This window comes from Variovorax paradoxus (genome assembly GCA_016806145.1).
Taxonomy (GTDB): Bacteria; Pseudomonadota; Gammaproteobacteria; order Burkholderiales; family Burkholderiaceae_C; genus Variovorax.
Map to the genome: position 1 here is coordinate 1,751,716 of CP063167.1, position 18,848 is coordinate 1,770,563.

Here is an 18,848-nt window from a genome sequence, read left to right on the forward strand (position 1 = left end):
GTGGACCTGATCGACAACCTCTCCCTCGGCTTCGCGGCGGCCTTCACGCTGCAGAACCTCGTCTATGCCTTCATCGGTTGCCTGCTCGGCACGCTGATCGGCGTGCTGCCCGGCATCGGGCCGGTCGCGACCATCGCGATGCTGCTGCCCGCGACCTACGCGCTGCCGCCCGTGGCCGCGCTCATCATGCTGGCGGGCATCTACTACGGCTCGCAGTACGGCGGCTCCACCACCGCGATCCTCGTGAACCTGCCAGGGGAGTCATCCTCGGTGGTGACCGTGATCGACGGTCACCAGATGGCGAGGCAGGGCCGGGGCGGGCCCGCGCTCGCCGCGGCGGGCCTGGGCTCGTTCTTCGCCGGCTGCGTGGGCACGCTGATCCTCGCCGCCTTCGCGCCGCCGCTGACCGAGCTGGCCTTCAAGTTCGGCCCGGCCGAATATTTCTCGCTGATGGTGCTGGGCCTGATCGGCGCCGTGGTGCTGGCCTCGGGCTCGCTGATCAAGGCCATCTGCATGATCATGCTGGGCCTGCTGCTCGGATTGGTCGGCACCGACGTGAACTCGGGCGTGGCGCGCTTCAGCTTCGACATTCCCGAACTCACCGACGGCATCAGCTTCATCGCCATCGCGATGGGCATCTTCGGCTATGGCGAGATCATCGCGAACCTCTCGCAGCCCGAGGAGGAGCGCCAGGTCTTCACGGCGAAGCTGCAGGGCCTCATGCCCACGAAGGAGGACTTCCGCCACATGATCCCGGCCGTGCTGCGCGGCACGGCGCTCGGCTGCTCGCTGGGCATCCTGCCCGGCGGCGGCTCGCTGCTGTCGGCCTTCGCCTCCTACACGCTCGAGAAGAAGCTCAGCCTCAAGCCGGGCGAGATCCCGTTCGGCAAGGGCAACATCCGCGGCGTGGCCGGTCCCGAGTCGGCCAACAATGCCGGTGCCCAGACCTCGTTCATCCCGTTGCTGACGCTCGGCATCCCGGGCAACCCGGTCATGGCGCTGATGGTCGGTGCGATGACCATCCACAACATCCAGCCCGGCCCGCAGGTGATGACCAGCAACCCCGAGCTGTTCTGGGGCCTGATCGCCTCGATGTGGATCGGCAACCTGATGCTGATCGTGCTGAACCTGCCGATGATCGGCATCTGGATCAAGCTGCTGTCGATCCCCTACCGCTGGCTGTTCCCGGCCATCGTGCTGTTCTGCGCCATCGGCGTGTACTCGACCAACAACAACACCTTCGACGTCTGGATGGTGGGCTTCTTCGGCATCGTCGGCTACGCCTTCCTGAAGCTGGGCTGCGAGCCCGCGCCGCTGCTGTTGGGCCTGATCCTCGGGCCGATGATGGAGGAGAACCTGCGGCGCGCGCTGCTGCTGTCGCGCGGCGACTGGAGCGTGTTCGCGACACGGCCGATCTCGGCCGGGCTGCTGATCGGCGCGGCGCTGCTGCTGGTGATCGTGCTGTCGCCCGCGGTGCGCTCGAAGCGGGAGGAGGCGTTCGTCGAGGAGGGGTGAGTGCGCCGGGCGCCTGGCGTCAGCGCGGCGCCGGCACATAGAACGAAGCGCTGGCCTGCACCAGCAGCTTCTGGCCGCAGACCACGTCGCACTCGCCGAAGCGAACACGCCCGTGTGCCTTGACGAGCCTCACGCGCGCTTCGATCCAGTCGCCGACCTGCGCCCCCGCGATGTAGTTCAGCGTCAGGTTGACGGTCAGCGTGGTGTCGACCGCGGGGCTGGCGCCCGTGCGCGCGAGGTTGGCGCCAATGGCCGTATCCGCCAGCGTGGCCAGCAGGCCGCCATGCACGACGCCATAGCGGTTCGCATGCTGCGCGCCGGCGCGCAGCGCCAGCACGAATTCGCGCGAGTCGTCGCTCAGCGGCCGCATGTAGAGCGGGCCCACGTGGACGAGAAATCCCTCGTCCAGGTCGGAAGGGAGGAAGCCTTGGGGAACCGTGGCGTCGATGTGCATGGGCGCCATGGTGCGATCGCCCGCGTCGCTGACGACTCAGGGTTTCTGACATGTTCACATAGTGAACGATGCACCGCTTTTCGGCCGGTGAAGTCTGGCCGGATGTCCACACTCTGCACGCGATCAACAAAAAGCGGAGACAAGCAATGCGTGGACTTTCAAGACATTCGACGGGCCGTCGCCAATGGCTGATGGCGATGGCACTGGGCCTCGGCCTGGTCGGAACCGCCGTGGCTCAGACCACGGTCAAGTTGGGTTGCGTGCTCCCGCTCAGCGGCGGCTCGGCCGCCGTGGGCAACCAGACGCGCGCCGGCGTCATCGCGGCGGTGGAGCAAGTCAATGCGGCGGGTGGCATCAAGTCGCTGGGCGGGGCCAAGCTGCAGGCCCTCTTCGGCGATTCGCAATCGAAGGCCGACGTCGGCGTCTCCGAGACCGAGCGGCTGATCCAGCGCGAGAACGTCGCGGTGCTGTGCGGCGCGTTCAACAGCGCCGTCACCTTCCCCGCCACCGAGCTGGCCGAGCGCAACAAGACGCCCTGGGTTGCAGTGGGCGCGGTCAAGGACGAGATCACCGAGCGCAACTTCAAGTACGTGTTCCGCATCAACAACAAGGCCACCTACGACGCGCGGGAGCAGCTCGAGGCCATGGCGCTCCTCGCGAAGGAAACCGGCAAGTCGGTCAAGCGCGTGGCTCTGTTCTACGAGGGAGGCGACTGGGGCCGTTCGCACGTCGCCAACGTGCGCAAGATGGCGGCTTCGTACGGGTTGGAGATCGTGCTCGATGAGCCCGCGCCGCCGAACCAGGTCGACTTCACCTCGCAACTGCTGAAGATCCGCGCCGCCAAGCCCGACGCACTGATCCTCGCGCTGTACACGCCCGACCAGTTGCTCTTCACGCGGCAACTGGCCGAACAGCGACTGGACCTTCCCTTCGGCGTGCATTCGGCAGGGGGCGGCACCGAGGACCCGAGCTTCTACGCGACGGTGGCACCGAAGTCGGTGGCCTACTACTTCGTGCAGGAGGACTGGCAGGTCGACGCGCTCGAAGTGAACAAGGATCCGTTGCTGCACGCGGCGGACAAGCGCACGCGCGAACTGCTCGGCTACGGCATGAGCGCGTACGTCTCGCAGGGCGTGTCGGCCGTCTACGTGATCGCCGATGCACTCGAGCGCAGCAAGAGCGCCGAGCGCCAGGCGCTGCGCGATGCGCTGGCCACGACGGACATCCAGGCGGGGCCGGCGCTGTTCCCGGGCTACCAGCGCATCAAGTTCGACGAGCAGGGCCAGAACACCTTCGCTCACGGCGTCATCTCCGAGAACATCGACGGCAAGCGCCGCACGGTGTGGCCGCTGGCCAACCGGGCGGCCGGCACCAAGCCCGTCTGGCCCGTTCCGGGCTGGGCGCAGCGCGCGAACAACTGAGCCCCTCGTTCTCCTGCACGCCTCCCTGACGCGCGACAGGGCGGGGAGCGCGTGCGCGGAGAAGTTCGTTTGACATCTCCTGAGGTCTTCCCATGGACTGGTTTGTACTTGGCTATGCCGCCATCAACGGCATCCTGGTCGGCGCGATGCTGGGCGGCATCGCCCTCGGCCTGAGCCTGATCTTCGGCGTGATGCGCATCGTCAATTTCGCGCACGGCTCGTTCCTGATGCTGGCGATGTATACGGCCTTCTGGTTGCAGCAGCGCCTGGGGCTCGATCCCTACCTGAGCATCGCCGTGGCGGCGCCCGCCATGTTCGCGCTGGGCTATGCGGTGCAGGCGCTGGTGATCGCACCGCTGGTGCGGCGCGAGCGTGCCCTGGTGGTCGAGCCCATCAGCGCGCTGCTGCTCACAGCCGGCGTCTACATCCTGATCGACAACCTGGCGCTGATGGCTTTCGGGCCCAACGTTCGCTCCGCCAGCTCCGGCATCGCCGTGCAGACGATCATGCTCGGCGAGTTCCCGATCAACACACTGCGCCTGGTGTCCGCCGCCGTGCCGTTGTTGATGGCGCTGGGTCTGTCGCTGTGGCTGGGCCGTACCGACCTGGGCCGGGCCGTGCGTGCCACGGCCTCGAACCGCGACGCAGCCGCCATGTCGGGCATCGACGTGGCCCGCATCTACAACCTGACCTTCGGCCTCGGCTGCGCCACCGTGGCCGTGATGGGCTGCCTGATCGCGCCCTTCATCCCGGTGACTCCGCAGGTCGGGCTGGCCTTCGGCATCAAGAGCTTCATCGTCGTGGTGCTCGGCGGCATCGGCAGCATTGCCGGTTCGCTGGTCGGCGGCGTCGTGATCGGCCTCTTCGAATCGGTGGCTTCGCAGTTCGTCGCCACGCCCACGGCCGCGATCTTCTCGCTGGGCCTGTTCATCGTGATCCTGCTGCTGCGCCCACAAGGGCTGATGGGCAAGAAGGGAGGCGTCTGATGTCCGCCATTCCCTCCGCGCTCGCAGGCTCGGTTCGCCCTGCCGCGGCCCGTGGCGTCCATGTCGCCAAGTTCGCCTTGGCGGGGTTGCTGCTCGCCGGGTTCGCACTGCCGCTGGCCGTGCACGACGAGTTCTTCCTGCACAGCGCCATCATGGTGCTGTACTTCGCCTACCTGGCCAGCGCCTGGAACCTGATGTGCGGCTACGTGGGGCAGATCTCGTTCGGCCACTCCGTCTTCAGCGGGGTGGGCGGTTATTGCTCGGTGCTGCTGCTCACCGGCCTCGGCTTGTCACCGTGGATCGGGATGCTCGTCGGCGGTGCCCTGGCGGCGCTCCTGGCCGTGGTCATCGGCTACCCGACCATGCGCCTGCGCGGGCCGTACTTCGCATTGACGACCATCGCCGTGGCCGAGATCGTGCGCATCTGGGTCGAGAACACCGACCTGGTGATGGGCATCTCGCTCAAGGGCGCTGAAGGCCTGCGCGTTCCCCTGGTCGGCACCGACTGGAGCCTCTTCCAGTTCGAGAGCAAGGTGCCGTACTACTACATCATCCTCGTGCTGGTGGTGGTGATCACGGCCATGACGTGGCTGATGGAACGCAGCCGGCTCGGCGTGTGCCTGAAGGCCATCCGCGGCGATCGCGATGCCGCCGAATCGCTGGGCATCAATCCCACCCGCTACACGCTGAGCGCTTATGCACTGAGCGCGTTCATGACGGCACTCGGCGGCAGCTTCTACGCGCAGTTCATCCGCTTCATCAACCCGGAGCGGAACATGGGCACCGAGCTGTCCATCGACATGGCGCTGATGGCCATCATCGGCGGCCAGGGCACGGTGTTCGGACCGCTGGTGGGCGCCGCGTTCCTCGCGCCGCTCGCCGAGGTGACGCGCGGCTACCTCGGCGGCCAGTTCATCGGGCTGCACCTCGTGATCTACGGGCTGGTCCTGATCCTGGCCGTGCTGTACCTGCCCAAGGGCCTGTGGGATCCGATCAAGCGGCTGGGGGCCTGGCTGCTGCGCGGCAGGAGCACGCGATGAGCACGGGTTCCGAGATCCTGCTTTCGGTGCGCGGCATTTCCAAGCGCTACGGCGGCGTGCAGGCCGTGAAGGGCCTGTCCTTCGAGTTGCGGCGCGGCGAGATCCTGGGACTGCTGGGCCCGAACGGCGCCGGCAAGACCACGGCCTTCAACATGATCGCCGGCTTCGTCGGCGTGGACGAGGGCGAGATCGAGCTCGACGGACGAAGGATCAGCGGCCGCAAGCCCTGGGACGTCTGTGCCGCGGGGCTGGCGCGCACCTTCCAGCTGTCCAAGCCCTTCGGCGGCATGACGGCGCGCGAGAACCTCGTCGTGGGCAGCCTGGTCAAGACGCGCGACCGCGCGCGCAGCCTGAGCAAGGCCGACGAACTGCTGGACTTCCTCGGCATGTCGGCCCTGGCTTCGACTGATGCCGACAACCTCACCGCCTTCGAGCGGCGCAAGGTCGAGCTGGGCCGTGCGCTGTCGACCGAACCCAGCCTGCTGCTGATGGACGAGGTGGTGGCCGGCGCGACGCCGCAGGAAGCCATGGTGATGGTGGAGCTGATCAAGAAGGTGCGCGACCGCGGGGTCACGGTGCTGATCATCGAACACGTCATGAAAGTGATCATGGGGCTGTCCGACCGCGTGATCGTGATGAACCTGGGCGAACTGATCGCCGATGGCCTGCCGGCCGATGTGGTGCGCCAGGACGCGGTGCTCAAGGCCTACTTTGGAGAAGACTATGTCGACGCCGGCGCTTGAGATCCGGGGCCTCGTGGCCGGCTATGGCGACGTGTCGGTGCTGCGCGGGCTGGACCTGTCCATCGCTCCGGGCCAGCTCGTCGCGTTGATCGGTGCCAACGGCGCCGGCAAGACCACGCTGCTTCGCACCATCTCCGGCCTGATCAAGTCGCAGGCCGGCGAGATCAGCCTCGAGGGAACGCCGCTGCATGGCCTGGCCCCCTACGAGGTGGTGAGGCAGGGCTTCGTGCAGTCGCCCGAAGGCAAGCAGCTGTTCGGCGGCATGTCGATCCGCGAGAACCTGCTGATCGGCGCCCACAACGCACGTGCGCGCGAGGTCCGCGACCAGACGCTGAAGGAGGTCTTCGCGCTGTTCCCGATCCTGGAAGAGCGCCAGAAGCTCGCGGCCAACACGCTTTCGGGCGGCCAGCAGCAGATGGTGGCGGTCGGCCGCGCGCTGATGGCCAAGCCACGGCTGCTGGCGCTGGACGAGCCCTCGCTGGGCCTGGCGCCCATCATGGTCGACCGGCTCTTCGAGTCGATCCGGCGCATCCGCGACCTGGGCGTCACGGTGCTCGTGATCGAACAGAACGTCTTCAAGGTGCTGCAGATGGCGGACCACGGCCATGTGCTGGAGAACGGCCGCATCGCCCTGTCGGGCAGCGGCCGGGAACTGCTGGCCGATGGCCACCTGCGCGCCACCTACCTCGGCATTTGAACCACCACGCAAGGAGCACACATTTCATGAACGCGAGACCGAACCCGCCGAACGAGGTGGCCGATGTGCAGAGGCTGCGGGCCAAGGCCCTGGCCCTGCGCCGAAAGATGGTCGTGCAGGCACGCGGCAAGGGTCAGGGCTACCTGGGCCAGGGCCTGGGCATCGCCGACTTCCTGGCCGCGCTCTACTTCCATGAGTTCAGCGCGGACGACCTGGATTTCAAGCGCGCCGACCGCAAGCGCTTCTACCTTTCCACCGGCCACTACTCGATCGCGATGTGGGCCGTGCTGGCCGAGGCCGGTCTCATCGATGCGGCGACCCTGCCCAGCTACGGCGCCGATGGCAGCCCGTTGGAAATGAGCACGATGGAGGGACACGTGCCCGGCGTGGAGATGACCGGCGGTTCGCTGGGCCACGGCCTGGGCATCGCCACCGGCGCCGCGCTGGGTTACCGGCTGGACGGCCATCAGTCGGCCATCCATGTCGAGCTGTCCGACGGTGAATTGCAGGAGGGCTCGACCTGGGAAGCAGCCACTGCTGCCGCCAGCTTCGGACTGGACAGGCTGGTTGCGTGGATCGACTGCAACGGTATCCAGGCCGATGGTCCCATGGTCGTGAACATCGAGCCCGTCGCGGGCCGCTTCGCCGCGTTCGGCTGGGCCGTGCGGGAGATCGACGGCAACGATCTCGCGCAACTGCTGGAGGCCCTGGCCTGGGCGCGGCTCTGCGAGGGCAAACCCAAAGCCGTCGTGATGCGCACCCGCCCCGGCCGCGGCATCCGCCGCATCGAACAACGCGACCGCGCGCACTTCGTGCGCATCGACGCCGACGAATGGGACGACGTCGCACGTGAACTGGAGATCGAGAATGCCTGAGACCCTTGCCCCATCGCGCACGCTCGCCATGAGCGAGTCGGAGGCCGTGGTCGGCCGTCCCGCGCAGTTCGCGCCGTTCGCCATCGGCACCCTGAAGGCCGCCGAGCGGCATCCCGAACTCGTGGTGCTGACGGCCGACCTCGGCAAGTACACCGACGTCCACGACTTCCGCCACAAGTACCCGCAGCGCTTCTTCAACGTCGGCATGGCCGAACAGGCGCTGGTCATGGCCGCGGCCGGGCTGTCGAAGACCGGCAAGGTCGCCTACTGCACGACCTACGGCACCTTCGCCACGCGGCGCGCCTACGACTTCCTCGCAATCGCCTGCGCGCACAGCGACGAGAACGTGAAGATGTTCGCCGGCAACCCCGGCCTGGCGTCCGGCTACGGCGGCACGCACCAGGCCAACGAGGACCTCGCGTTGATGCGATCGATCCCGAACATGACGGTGCTGGATCCGTGCGACGCGACCGAGATGGCGCAGATCGCCGAGATGGCGGTGGACATCCCCGGCACCGTCTACAGCCGCCTGCTGCGCGCCAACGTGCCTGTGGTGTTCGATCCCGCGACGCATCGCGTGCGCATCGGCAAGGGCCATGTGGTGGTCGGCGGCAGCGATGTGGGCTTCGTCTCCACCGGATCGATGACCGAGCGCGTCATCGATGCGCAGCGCGAGCTCGCGGCAAGCGGCATCGCCAGTTCGTTGTTCCACACCGCGTCGATCAAGCCCTTCGACGCGGCCGGCCTGGTCGAGTTCGCCGCCTCCGTCAAACGCCTGGTGGTCTGCGAGAACCATGTCGCCAGCGGCGGCCTGGCTTGGCTCGTGATCGACGCGTTGTACGAGGCGGGCCAGCACCGCCCGTTGCTGAAGATCGCGATTCCCGATCAGTTCACCGAGTGTGGCTCGCACGCCTATCTGCTGGACAAGTACGGCCTCAGCAAGGCGCGCATCGTCGAACGCGTGACGGCATGGCTGGGATGAGCGCGAATCCGCAGGCCATCCGTGCATTCGGCGCGGCGCATCGCTACTACCAGGGCCCGGGTGCCTTGGGACTGGTGGGCGATGTCGTCAGCCGCTTGGGAGGTCGGCCCGTGCTGGTGTGCGATGCCATCGTGGCCGACCTGCTGCGCCCGGCCGTTGATGCGGCCTGCGGGGTACGGGACATGGCCGTTCCCTGGCTTGAAGTGCGCGGCGATGTCACGCGCGCCATGGTGCGGGGACTGGTGCAGCAGGCACGAAGCGCCGACACCCCGGATGTGGTGCTGGCAGCCGGCGGGGGCAAGGGCGTGGATGCCGGCAAGGCGGTGTCGCGCGAGCTCGGTGCGCGATTGATCGTGCTGCCGACCTCCGCGTCCAACGATGGGCCTTGCAGCGAGTCCTTCGTGTACTACGACGATCAGCATCGGATGGAATCGGTCGAACACCTGCCGCGCAATCCCGACGCCGTGATCGTGGACACCGAGCTGCTGGTGCGTGCGCCGCGTGCGTTGCTGGTCTCCGGCATCGGCGATGCGCTGTGCAAGTTGTACGAGGGCGAGCAGGCGCGCCGGGCTCATGGCCTGAACCTGTTCGGCGGGCGCAACACGCTGGCCGCGGCGCAGCTGTCCATCGCCTGCGAGCGGGCCATCCGCGAGCACGGCGTGCCGGGGCTGGCCGCGCTGGAGGCCGGTTCGCCCGACATGCACTTCGAGAATCTGACGGAAGCGCTGGTGCTGCTGGCGGGCCTCGCGTTCGAGAACAGCGGCCTGTCGATCGCGCATTCGATGACGCGCGGCCTGACGCGCGTGCCGCGGATAGCCGCGACGCTGCATGGCCAGCAGGTCGGCTACGGACTGCTGGTGCAGTTCATGCTCGAGCGCCGACCGCAGGACTTCATGCGGCAGCAGCTGGCCTTTCACCGCGAGGTCGGATTGGCGACCTGCCTGCAGGGCTTCGGGGTCGGCGCGACCGACGATGTGCTGCAGGTGATCGCCGACGGTGCGATGACCGCGCCGCACCTGAAGCACTTCGAGCGGCCGCTGAGCGCGCCGGACTTCGTGGCCGCCATGCGCGGGCTCGAAGCGCTGGCGGACCGGCCCCATTCGCAATCCCTGGAGAACGCATGACACACGCGCAAGACGATCGCCTTGCCATCATCACTGGCGGCGGCACCGGCCTGGGTCTGGCCACCGGCCTCGAGCTGCGCCGACGCCACTGGCGCGTGCTGGCGCTCGGCCTCGACACCGAACCCGGCCTGGAGGGCTCGGGCATCGAGTTCGAGCGCATGGACATCACCGATGCCGAGGCGCTCGGCGCGGTGGCTCGGCGCACGCCGCGCCTGCACCTGCTGGCCAATGCGGCCGGCATCATCCTGCACGACGAGCGCGAGCACACGGTGGAGGGCTTCCGGCGCGTGGTCGACGTGAACCTGCACGGCACCCAGCTGGCGTGCACGCTGCTGCGCCCCGCGCTGGCCGCCGCTGGCGGCAGCATCCTGAACTTCGCGTCGATGTGGAGCCGCTTCGGCTCGGGCCGCAATCCGGGCTACTCGGCCAGCAAGGGGGCGGTCGAGGCGCTGACACGCGCGCTGGCGGTCGCCTACGCCGCGCAGGGCGTGCGCGTGAATGCCATCGCGCCTGGCTGGATCGACACACGCATGTCGGTCAATGCCTTCAGCGATCCCGAGCGCGCCGGCCCGATCCTGAAGCGCTTGCCGGCGGGTCACTGGGGCCAGCCGAGCGACATCGGCAAGGCGGCGGCTTTCCTCGCGTCGGACGACGCCGGCTACATCACCGGCGTGACGCTGCCGGTCGATGGCGGCTACAGCATTGCGTGAGGTGGACGTGCGACCTGCCGATGAACTGAACCGCTACGGCGAACTGCACGGCCTGACCGTGCCCGCGCTGCTGCGGCGCCGCGCCGCCCAGGCGCCCTTCAAGCTGGCGTTGTCGGCCCACAGCCATCGCGGCCACCGCGACCGTCTGAGCTACGCCCAACTGGTGATCCGCATGGAAGCGATGGCGCGCGGCCTGTCGTCGCGCGGCCTGAAGACCGGCGAGCGCGTTGCTTTGTTCGTCTCCAACCAGGCAGTGCGCGAGGCCGTGTTGACGGCCCTGGGATGCTGGCGGCTCGGGGCCATCGTCTCGCCGCTGAACGTGCGCGCCTCCGACGAGGAACTGCGCCACGCATTGGCGCTGGTGGAGCCGGCCTTCGTCGTCTGCATGCAGGCGGAGGCCGCGCGCGTGCGCGCGCTGTACTCCGCCGCGCGGGTGCTGCTGCTGGACGGTCCGGTCGCGGCCGCCGACACCTGGCCCGAACCGGAGACCGAGTTCCATGCCGCGGCCCTGCCCGACGTGGCGCGCCCCGAAGACCCCAGCGTTCTGCTGTTCACCTCGGGCACCACGGCGCGCTCGAAGGCCGTCACGCACTGCCACCGCAGCCAGCTCTACTGCGGTCACGCGATCGCCGGCGCGGTCGGCCTCACCGACCAGGACACCTACCAGGGCGCCTGGCCGATCTACACCAGCTCGGTGCTCAACATGGCTTGCATGGCGGCCTGGGTCAGCGGCGCCGGCGCGGTGCTGGAGCCCAGCGTGCTCGACAACGCGGGCCGGCTGCGGCTGATCGAGACCGAGGGCACGACCGTCTACCACGGCGTGACCTCGCCGCTCAACTTCATGATCGACGAGTACCCCAACGCGGCCTACGACCTCTCGCGCGTGCGCCGACTCGGCTACGGCGGCGCGGCCATGCCGGCCGAGGTCATCGCCAAGTTCCGCCGCCACCTGCCGTGGGTGGACCAGGTCCACATCTGGGGTATGACCGAAACCGGCCCGGCCGGCACGGTGCTCCCGCCGTGGTTCCTGCCGCGCAAGGCCGGCTGCATCGGCGTGGCGCAGCCCGGCTGCGCGGTGCGCGTGATCGGCGAGGATGGCCGGCCGGCCGCGGCGGGCGAGAGCGGCGAGATCGTGTTCTCCGGCCCCTCGGCCGCGCTGGGCTACTGGCGCAACCCCGAGGCCACGGCCGAAGCCTTCGTCGACGGCTGGGTGCGCACCGGCGATATCGGCCGCATCGACGACGAGGGCCACCTGCACTTCGTCGACCGCAAGAAGGACATCATCAACCGCGGCGGCCTGAAGATCGCCTCGGCCGCGGTCGAGGAGGCGATCTACCGCTTCGCCGGAGTGGCCGAGGCCGCCGTCGTCGCGGTGCCGCATGCGGGCCTGGGCGAGGACATCGCGGCCTGCGTGGTGGCCCGGCCCGGCGTGGCGCTCGACACGGCGGCGCTGCGCGCGCACTGCGCCGGCCTGCTGGCCGATTTCGCCACGCCACGCCAGTGGCATGTGCTCGAAGCCCTGCCCAAGAACCCGATGGGAAAGATCCTGAAACGCGAACTGCGCGAGCAATTGCTCGCCGCCACGAAAGCCCATGCCCATGTCGACTGACTACGCGATTCGAATCCATGCCTACGGCGGACCGGAAGTCATGGTGTGCGAACCGATCGAGGTGCCGCCGCCGGCACCCGGCGAGGTGCAGATCAGCCAGAGTGCCATCGGCATCAATTACCTCGACACCTACCACCGCCGCGGCGTGTTCGCGCTGCCGGCACTGCCCGGCGGGCTGGGCGTGGAGGCCGCCGGCCGCGTGGTGGCCGTGGGCGAGGGCGTGGCCCATCTCGCGCCGGGCATGCGCGTGTCGTACGCATGCCCACCCGTGGGCAGCTACGCCACGCTGCGCAACCTTCCGGCGCGGCACGTGCTGCGCGTGCCCGACGGCGTGAGCGACGAGCAGGCGGCAGCCGTCACGCTCCAGGGGCTCACCGCCCACATGCTGCTGCGCAAGGTGACGCGGCCGCAGCCCGGCCAGACGGTGCTGGTGCATGCCGCCGCGGGCGGCCTGGGTTCGCTGCTCACGCAGTGGGCCAACCGGCTGGAATGCCGCGTGATCGGCGTGGTCGGTTCCGCGGCGAAGGCCGAGCAGGCGCGACGCCAGGGTTGCGATGCCGTCATCGTGGGCAGCGAGCAGCCCTTCGTGGAGGCGGTGCGCGCGCTCACCGATGGCGCCGGTGTCGATGCGGTGTTCGAAGGCCTCGGCGGCACGGTCTTTCAAGACTGCCTGCGCGTGGTCAAGCCATTCGGCCAGGTCGTCAACCTCGGCCAGGTGGCCGAGGGCCTGCCCAGCGTGGCCCTGGCCGATCTCGGGCCCGCGCGTTCGATCAGCGTGGCGGTGCCGGGCGTGTTCGCCTACGTGCGCACGCATCCCGACCTGCAGGCTGCGGCCGACGAGCTGTTCGGCCTGGTGGCCGACGGCGCCCTAAAGGTGCACATCGGCGGGCGCTTTGCGCTGCGACAGGCGGCTCAGGCGCACGAGGCGCTGCAGTCGCGCGGCACCACCGGCTCGCTGGTGCTGCTGCCTTGAACCCACTTGCTCTTAACAATCCATGAGCCTGTTCAACACCTCCGAGCTGCGCCGCTTCCGCGAGGAAGTGCGCGACTTCCTGCAAACCCACCTGAGCGAGGAACTGCGCCACGAGACCCGCGGCGGCCTGCACATGGCGCGCGAGGACATGGCGCGCTGGCAAGCCATCCTGCATCGACGCGGCTGGGGCGCGCCGCACTGGCCGCAAGCCCTGGGCGGTACCGGCTGGACGGCACTGCAACGCTACATCTTCGAGGAGGAGAGCGCGTTCGCGGATGCGCCGCTGGGCGACGTGCATGGCCTGTTCCTGGCTGGCCCGATGCTGATCGCCGAGGGCAGCGACGCGCAGAAGGCGCGCTACCTGCCCAGGATCCTTGCCGGCGAGGAGTTCTGGTGCCAGGGCTTTTCCGAACCCAATGCCGGGTCGGACCTGGCCTCGCTCAAGACACGCGCGCGTTTCGATGGCACCCACTGGGTCATCGATGGGCAGAAGACCTGGCTGTCCAGCGGCCATCACGCCGACCTGATGTTCTGCCTGGCGCGCACCGAGCCCGAGGCCAAGCCGCAGGCCGGCCTGTCGGTGTTCATCCTCGACATGCGCGATCCCGGCATCACGCTGCAGCCGATCCTGACGATGGACGAGGGCCACAGCGTGAACGCCGTGTTCTTCGACAACGTGCGCGTGCCGGCCGACGCGATGATCGGTGCCCCGAACAAGGGATGGGGCTATGCCAAGGACCTGCTCGCGCGCGAGCGCGTGAACAACGCCCAGGCGCCGCGCACCAAGCGCGATATCGTCGAGCTCGACCGGCTGGCGCGCGAGTGCCGTGGCGTCGATGGCAGGCCCCTCATCGAGCAAGCCGGTGTCAGGCGCAAGCTGGCCGTGCTGACGGCGGACTTCGTCGCGCTGGAGTCGGCGGCGCTTTCCGTCATCGCCGAACAGATGCGCGGCAAGGAGCCGGGGCCCGCGGCCTCGACGCTGAAGATCCGCGGCTCCGAGCTGCAGCAGCGCGTGAGCGAGACCGCGATGGCGCTGCTGGGCGACGCCGGCCTGGTGCTGGGCGCCGACTACGGCAGCGGACTGCTGCATCCCGCGGGCCGGGGCTGGGCCGAGCGCCATTTCTTCCGCCGCGTGGTGACCATCTACGCGGGTGCGAACGAAATCCAGAAAACCATCATCGCCAAGTCCATCCTGGACATGTGAGGGAGCCGCACCATGGAACGCGAAGAACTCGATCTGCTGCTGGACGGCGCCAGGCGCTGGTTCGCCGAGCATGCACCGCTGTCCGAGCGGGTGGCCCGGTTCCGCCAGGGCCACTCTGCGCCGGTGGGCTCCTGGGACGCGCTGGCAGACCTCGGCTGGCTCGCGCTGCCACTGCTCGAGGAGGCCGACGGCTTCGGCGCTCCGGCCGGCGCCTGCTTCGAGCTGTTGCGCCTCGCTGGCCGCGACGCGCGACCCGAAGCGTTGGACCTGCATCTGCTGCTGGCCCCGCTGCTTGTGCAACTGGCTCCTGAACTGGCGGCGCCGCTGAGCGCTGGAACGCTGCGCCTGGCCATGGCCGACCTGCAGCCCGGTGCCGAAGGGCCGCGCTGGAATGCGGAGCAACTGAGCGGCCGCACCGGCGCGCTGCTGGGCGTCGAGCACGCCACCCACGCGCTGCTGCCGCTGGCCTCCGGCGGCCTGGCACTGCTGGAGTTGGCAGCGGCCGGTGTTTCGCACGAGCCGGCACGCTGGGTGGACGGACGCGCCACGGCACGGCTGCAACTCGATCGGGTCAGTGCGCGCCATTGGCCCGGCCAGGCCGGGCAGGCCATCGACCGGGCCGCGGCCGCGCTGGTGGCCGATGCCACCGGCGTGTTCGAGGCCGCGTTCGAACTCACGCTCGACTATCTCAAGCAGCGCATGCAGTTCGGCAAGCCGCTGTCGGCCAACCAGGCACTGCAGCACCGCATGGCCGAGATCTTCTGCGACCTCCAGCAGGCGCTGGCGCTGACCGAGCGCCTCGCGCAGGAGATCGATGCCGAGGCGGCCGGCCCCTGGCCCACGCTGCCGGTGGCCAAGAGCTTCGTCGGCCGGCGCGTGCTGCGCGGCGTGGGTGCGCTGATCCAGGTCACGGGCGGCATCGCCGTGACCGAGGAATACCGGCTCACGCACTGGTACCGCCGCCTGCACGTGAATGCCCAGTGCTTCGGTGCCGCCGAGGCGCAGCTGAACCGCATCGAGGTGCGCCGGCAATTGCTGGCGGCCTGACCCTCCTTCCCTCTTTCCAACCTCTTTTTCCACAGGAGACTTCCCCATGTCCAATTCCGCCCTGCAGGTCGAGATCGCCGACCGCGTCGCCCGCGTCACCATCAACCGTCCGAACGCCCTGAACTCGGTCAACGCCGAGCTCCACACCGCGCTGTCGCGCGTGTTCATCGATTTGGGCGAGCGCCGCGACATCGGCGTGATCGTGCTGACGGGTGCCGGCAAGGCGTTCTGCGCCGGCGGCGACATCGAATGGATGAAGGAGGCGGTGCGCGAGCCCGAGGGCTTCGAGATCGTGACCTGGGAGGCCAAGCGCATCGTCTATTCGATGCTGGACTGCGAGATTCCCATCATCGGCCGCATCAATGGCGATGCGGTGGGCCTGGGCGCCACATTGGCGCTGCTGTGCGACGTCACGGTGATGGCGGACCACGCCCGCATCGGCGATCCACACGTGCGCGTGGGCTTGAACGCAGCCGATGGCGGAGGCTTCCTGTGGCCGCAGATGATCGGCTTCGGCAAGGCGCGCGAACTGTTGTTGACCGGCGACCTCTTGAGCGCGGCCGAGGCGAAGCAGTTGGGCGCGGTCGGCAACGTGAGCACGGCCGACGAATTGGACGCCAAGGTCGAGGCCCTGGTGAGCAAGCTCAAGAACGGTGCCACGAAGGCGATCCGCTGGACCAAGGCCGGCTACACCATTCCGCTGCGCCAGCTGGCGCATGGCCACATGGACGCGGGAACGGCCTACGAATGCCTGACCAACCTGACGCAGGACCACCACGAAGCGGTCGAGGCCTTCGCATCGAAGCGCAAGCCGGTGTTCAGCGGTCGTTGAAGGTGCGCGTACAGATGAGTGAAAAACAGGATTTCGCGGGCCGCTTGGCCCTGGTCACCGGCGGTGCCAGCGGCATCGGCCTGGCCTGCTGCGAGCTGTTGGTCGCGCGCGGTGCCACGCTGGTGCTGGCCGATATCGACGAGGCGCGCACGCACGAGGCGGCGCGGCGCCTTGGCGCCCAGGCCCTGGTGCTCGACGTGTCCGACCACGCGGCCGTGCAGGCGGCGCAGGCACGGTTGCAGGCGCAGGGCCTGCAGGTCGACCTGCTGGTCAACTGTGCCGGCATCGTGCAATCGCCCCACACGCCGGCCGACTTGCCGCACGAGGAATTCCAGCGCGTGCTCGCGATCGATTTCGAAGGCACCTACTCATGTTGCGCGGTGTTCGGCAGCGCGATGGCGCGGGCCGGGCGCGGGGCGATCGTCAACATCGCCTCGGTGGCGGGCATGCGCTCCATGCCACTGCATGCCTACTCGCCCGCGAAGGCGGCGGTCATCTCGCTCGGCGAGTGCCTTGCGGCCGAATGGGGGCGCTCGGGCGTGCGCGTGAACACCGTGTCGCCGGGCTATACCGTCACGGCCGCGCTGCAGAGCCAGATCGACCTGGGTCTGCGCGATCCCGAGAAGCTCAAGGCGCACAGCGCGCTGGGCCGGCTGATCGCACCGCAGGACATCGCGCGGGTCGTGGTGTTCCTGCTGTCCGAAGAAGCCGGTGTGCTGACGGGCATCAACGTACCGGCCGACGCGGGCTGGCTGGTCGCGGGTTCGTGGGGTACGTTCGGCGGCGTTCGTGCGGCCCAGGCACGCTGATCGATTGATAGAAAAAGGAGACAGGCATGAGAGATTTCGACGCAGCCGCGCACCTGAGTCGCCGCGCGCTGCTGACGCTGGCCGCGGGCGCGGCGCTGTCCACCCGAGCGCTCGCTCAACCCTATCCGAGCCAGCCGCCGCGCTGGATCGTTCCCTATCCGGCCGGTGGCGGCACCGACGTGGTGGCGCGCATGCTGGGCGAGTCCATGGGGCGCGCGCTGGGCCAGACCCTGGTCATCGACAACAAGCCCGGAGGCGGCACCATGATCGCGGGCGATCTGCTGGCCCGTGCCAAGCCCGACGGCCTGACCGTCGGCACGGTCGACACCTCGACGGTGGCCCTGGCCCAGCACCTGTACAAGCGGGTGCCCTATCAGCCCGAGAAGGACTTCAGCTACATCGGGGGCACCACGCGATTCCCTTTCGTGATGGTGGTGCGGCCCACACTGAAGGCCAACACGCTGGCGGAGCTGATCGCGCTGGCGCGCAGCGAGCCGGGCGGGTTGAAGTACGCCACGCCGGGAGCGGGCGGGCCCAACCACCTGGGCATGGAGCTGTTCCAGCGCAAGGCGGGCATCGCGCTGCTGCACGTGCCCTACAAGGGCGACGCACCGGCGCTGCAGGATCTGCTGGGCGGGCAGATCGACATGTACCTGGTCAACACGGCCGCCAGCCTGCCCTACATCAAGAGCGGCAAGCTGCGGCCGATCGCGCTGTCCATGGCCCGGCGCAGCGCGGCGCTGCCCGAGGTGCCGACCTTCGCCGAGGCCGGGCTGGCCGACTTCGAGTCGTATTCGTGGCAAGGCCTGGCGGCGCCCGCGGGCACGCCCGAAGCCATCGTGGCGCGACTGAATGCCGAGCTCAACAAGGCGCTCGCCTCCGACGACATCCGCAAGCGCCTGGCCGACCTGGGCATCGAGCCATCGCCGACCACGCCCGCCGAGTTCACCGCCTTCGTCAAGGCGCAAAGCGCGCTGTGGGGCGAGGTGATCCGCGCGGCCAACATCAAGCTCGAGCAATGAGCGAGGTGGCACATACCTATCCGGAGCTGCAAGGCCGGGTGGTCCTGATCACCGGGGGGGCCAGCGGCCTGGGCCAGGCCTCGGCCCGAAGCTTCGCGGCCGCGGGCGCGCGGGTGGCAGTGGCCGATCTGCGGCGGGATGCCGCGCTGGACGAGGCCGCGCACCTGGGTTCGGATCACCTGGGCCTGGCCGGCGACGTGGCGGACGAAGGCGACGTGCGACGCATGGTCGACGCCGCGGTGGCGCGCTGGGGGCGGCTGGACGTGCTGGTCAACTGCGCAGGCATTCCCGACACCTTCCAGCCCACCGTGGAGCAGGACGTGGCCGCCTTCCGCCGGCTGGTCGACATTCACCTGTGCGGCACCTACATGATGTGCAAGGCGGCCGCGCCGCACATGCTGGCGCAGGGCCGCGGTGCGATCGTCAACCTCAACTCGATCGCAGGCGTGCTCGGCCTCGCGCGGCGCAATGCCTACAGCGCGGCCAAGGCCGGCATCGGCATGATGACCCGCACGCTGGGTTGCGAGTGGGCATCGCAGGGCGTGCGCGTGAATGCGGTGGCGCCGGGCTACATGCTGACGCCCTTCTCGCAGCGCCTGATCGACGAGGGCAAGCTCGACGCGCAGCGCGTGCGCCGGCGCACCCCGGCCGGGCGACTGGGCACGGCGCAGCACATCGCCGACGCGGTGCTGTTCCTGGCCTCGGACCGCGCGGAGTTCATCACCGGCGTGACCTTGCCGGTCGATGGTGGCTACATGGCCTGGGGCGCCGCGAGCGACGCCTACGACGGCCCCCTGGATTGAAC

At 69.0% G+C, this 18,848-nt stretch carries 19 protein-coding genes; 18 read left to right on the forward strand and 1 reads right to left on the reverse strand.

Translation table 11 applies throughout. The features are described from left to right. Entirely contained in the window at positions 1-1,515 is a 1,515-nt protein-coding gene (locus INQ48_39205; GenBank protein QRF61417.1) for a tripartite tricarboxylate transporter permease, read from the forward strand. A 19-nt stretch (positions 1,516-1,534) separates the two neighbouring features. Here INQ48_39205 and INQ48_39210 read toward each other — a convergent pair whose 3' ends face one another. Then, positions 1,535-1,978 (reverse strand): PaaI family thioesterase, encoded by a 444-nt coding sequence (locus INQ48_39210; protein QRF61418.1) that lies wholly within the window; start codon positions 1,976-1,978, stop codon positions 1,535-1,537. Between the two features lie 137 nt (positions 1,979-2,115). Here INQ48_39210 and INQ48_39215 point away from each other — a divergent pair, with 137 nt between their 5' ends. The 17 genes from INQ48_39215 (at position 2,116) to INQ48_39295 (ending at position 18,846) form a co-directional block, all read left to right on the forward strand. Beyond that, positions 2,116-3,390, forward strand: coding sequence for an ABC transporter substrate-binding protein (locus tag INQ48_39215; protein QRF61419.1), 1,275 nt, complete (start codon positions 2,116-2,118; stop codon positions 3,388-3,390). 92 nt (positions 3,391-3,482) lie between these two features. Next, entirely contained in the window at positions 3,483-4,376 is an 894-nt protein-coding gene (locus tag INQ48_39220) for a branched-chain amino acid ABC transporter permease (protein ID QRF61420.1), read from the forward strand. Then, on the forward strand, positions 4,376-5,416 hold the full coding sequence (locus tag INQ48_39225; protein ID QRF61421.1) for a branched-chain amino acid ABC transporter permease: 1,041 nt from the start codon (positions 4,376-4,378) through the stop codon (positions 5,414-5,416). The genes INQ48_39220 and INQ48_39225 overlap by 1 nt, the downstream gene beginning before the upstream one ends. After that, on the forward strand, positions 5,413-6,159 hold the full coding sequence (locus INQ48_39230) for an ABC transporter ATP-binding protein (protein ID QRF61422.1): 747 nt from the start codon (positions 5,413-5,415) through the stop codon (positions 6,157-6,159). Before INQ48_39225 ends, INQ48_39230 begins: the two co-directional genes overlap by 4 nt. Next, positions 6,140-6,856 (forward strand): ABC transporter ATP-binding protein, encoded by a 717-nt coding sequence (locus tag INQ48_39235; protein ID QRF61423.1) that lies wholly within the window; start codon positions 6,140-6,142, stop codon positions 6,854-6,856. The genes INQ48_39230 and INQ48_39235 overlap by 20 nt, the downstream gene beginning before the upstream one ends. A 26-nt stretch (positions 6,857-6,882) precedes the next feature. After that, entirely contained in the window at positions 6,883-7,731 is an 849-nt protein-coding gene (locus tag INQ48_39240) for a transketolase (protein QRF61424.1), read from the forward strand. Continuing rightward, positions 7,724-8,713 carry a transketolase family protein gene (locus INQ48_39245; protein ID QRF61425.1) on the forward strand — a complete coding sequence of 330 codons (990 nt, stop codon included), beginning with the start codon at positions 7,724-7,726 and terminating at the stop codon, positions 8,711-8,713. The genes INQ48_39240 and INQ48_39245 overlap by 8 nt, the downstream gene beginning before the upstream one ends. Beyond that, positions 8,710-9,837: a glycerol dehydrogenase gene (locus tag INQ48_39250; protein ID QRF61426.1), complete on the forward strand. Its 1,128-nt coding sequence runs from the start codon at positions 8,710-8,712 to the stop codon at positions 9,835-9,837. Before INQ48_39245 ends, INQ48_39250 begins: the two co-directional genes overlap by 4 nt. Next, positions 9,834-10,547, forward strand: coding sequence for an SDR family oxidoreductase (locus INQ48_39255; GenBank protein QRF61427.1), 714 nt, complete (start codon positions 9,834-9,836; stop codon positions 10,545-10,547). The genes INQ48_39250 and INQ48_39255 overlap by 4 nt, the downstream gene beginning before the upstream one ends. A 1-nt stretch (position 10,548) precedes the next feature. Beyond that, on the forward strand, positions 10,549-12,156 hold the full coding sequence (locus INQ48_39260) for an acyl--CoA ligase (protein QRF61428.1): 1,608 nt from the start codon (positions 10,549-10,551) through the stop codon (positions 12,154-12,156). After that, positions 12,140-13,129, forward strand: coding sequence for a quinone oxidoreductase (locus tag INQ48_39265; protein QRF61429.1), 990 nt, complete (start codon positions 12,140-12,142; stop codon positions 13,127-13,129). Before INQ48_39260 ends, INQ48_39265 begins: the two co-directional genes overlap by 17 nt. A 22-nt stretch (positions 13,130-13,151) precedes the next feature. Continuing rightward, on the forward strand, positions 13,152-14,333 hold the full coding sequence (locus tag INQ48_39270; protein ID QRF61430.1) for an acyl-CoA dehydrogenase family protein: 1,182 nt from the start codon (positions 13,152-13,154) through the stop codon (positions 14,331-14,333). Between the two features lie 12 nt (positions 14,334-14,345). Continuing rightward, positions 14,346-15,380, forward strand: coding sequence for a hypothetical protein (locus INQ48_39275; protein QRF61431.1), 1,035 nt, complete (start codon positions 14,346-14,348; stop codon positions 15,378-15,380). Positions 15,381-15,426: 46 nt separating this feature from the next. Beyond that, complete coding sequence (locus tag INQ48_39280) at positions 15,427-16,212, forward strand: enoyl-CoA hydratase/isomerase family protein (GenBank protein QRF61432.1); 786 nt, start codon at positions 15,427-15,429, stop codon at positions 16,210-16,212. A gap of 14 nt (positions 16,213-16,226) precedes the next feature. Next, positions 16,227-17,021, forward strand: coding sequence for an SDR family oxidoreductase (locus INQ48_39285; protein ID QRF61433.1), 795 nt, complete (start codon positions 16,227-16,229; stop codon positions 17,019-17,021). Positions 17,022-17,074: 53 nt separating this feature from the next. After that, complete coding sequence (locus INQ48_39290; GenBank protein QRF63162.1) at positions 17,075-18,043, forward strand: tripartite tricarboxylate transporter substrate binding protein; 969 nt, start codon at positions 17,075-17,077, stop codon at positions 18,041-18,043. After that, a complete protein-coding gene (locus tag INQ48_39295) occupies positions 18,040-18,846 on the forward strand; it encodes a glucose 1-dehydrogenase (GenBank protein QRF61434.1) in 807 nt (268 codons plus the stop codon). Before INQ48_39290 ends, INQ48_39295 begins: the two co-directional genes overlap by 4 nt. Positions 18,847-18,848: the final 2 nt, after the last annotated feature.

What these genes read in the sequence shown, in the direction of transcription:
- INQ48_39255 (QRF61427.1), top strand. Translation starts at nt 9,834, where the DNA reads ATGACACACGCGCAAGACGATCGCCTTGCCATCATCACTGGCGGCGGC.
- INQ48_39280 (QRF61432.1), top strand. Translation starts at nt 15,427, where the DNA reads ATGTCCAATTCCGCCCTGCAGGTCGAGATCGCCGACCGCGTCGCCCGC.
- INQ48_39230 (QRF61422.1), top strand. Translation starts at nt 5,413, where the DNA reads ATGAGCACGGGTTCCGAGATCCTGCTTTCGGTGCGCGGCATTTCCAAG.
- INQ48_39215 (QRF61419.1), top strand. Translation starts at nt 2,116, where the DNA reads ATGCGTGGACTTTCAAGACATTCGACGGGCCGTCGCCAATGGCTGATG.
- INQ48_39225 (QRF61421.1), top strand. Translation starts at nt 4,376, where the DNA reads ATGTCCGCCATTCCCTCCGCGCTCGCAGGCTCGGTTCGCCCTGCCGCG.
- INQ48_39220 (QRF61420.1), top strand. Translation starts at nt 3,483, where the DNA reads ATGGACTGGTTTGTACTTGGCTATGCCGCCATCAACGGCATCCTGGTC.
- INQ48_39235 (QRF61423.1), top strand. Translation starts at nt 6,140, where the DNA reads ATGTCGACGCCGGCGCTTGAGATCCGGGGCCTCGTGGCCGGCTATGGC.
- INQ48_39275 (QRF61431.1), top strand. Translation starts at nt 14,346, where the DNA reads ATGGAACGCGAAGAACTCGATCTGCTGCTGGACGGCGCCAGGCGCTGG.
- INQ48_39245 (QRF61425.1), top strand. Translation starts at nt 7,724, where the DNA reads ATGCCTGAGACCCTTGCCCCATCGCGCACGCTCGCCATGAGCGAGTCG.
- INQ48_39265 (QRF61429.1), top strand. Translation starts at nt 12,140, where the DNA reads ATGCCCATGTCGACTGACTACGCGATTCGAATCCATGCCTACGGCGGA.
- INQ48_39210 (QRF61418.1), bottom strand. Translation starts at nt 1,978, where the DNA reads ATGGCGCCCATGCACATCGACGCCACGGTTCCCCAAGGCTTCCTCCCT.
- INQ48_39270 (QRF61430.1), top strand. Translation starts at nt 13,152, where the DNA reads ATGAGCCTGTTCAACACCTCCGAGCTGCGCCGCTTCCGCGAGGAAGTG.
- INQ48_39250 (QRF61426.1), top strand. Translation starts at nt 8,710, where the DNA reads ATGAGCGCGAATCCGCAGGCCATCCGTGCATTCGGCGCGGCGCATCGC.
- INQ48_39295 (QRF61434.1), top strand. Translation starts at nt 18,040, where the DNA reads ATGAGCGAGGTGGCACATACCTATCCGGAGCTGCAAGGCCGGGTGGTC.
- INQ48_39285 (QRF61433.1), top strand. Translation starts at nt 16,227, where the DNA reads ATGAGTGAAAAACAGGATTTCGCGGGCCGCTTGGCCCTGGTCACCGGC.
- INQ48_39240 (QRF61424.1), top strand. Translation starts at nt 6,883, where the DNA reads ATGAACGCGAGACCGAACCCGCCGAACGAGGTGGCCGATGTGCAGAGG.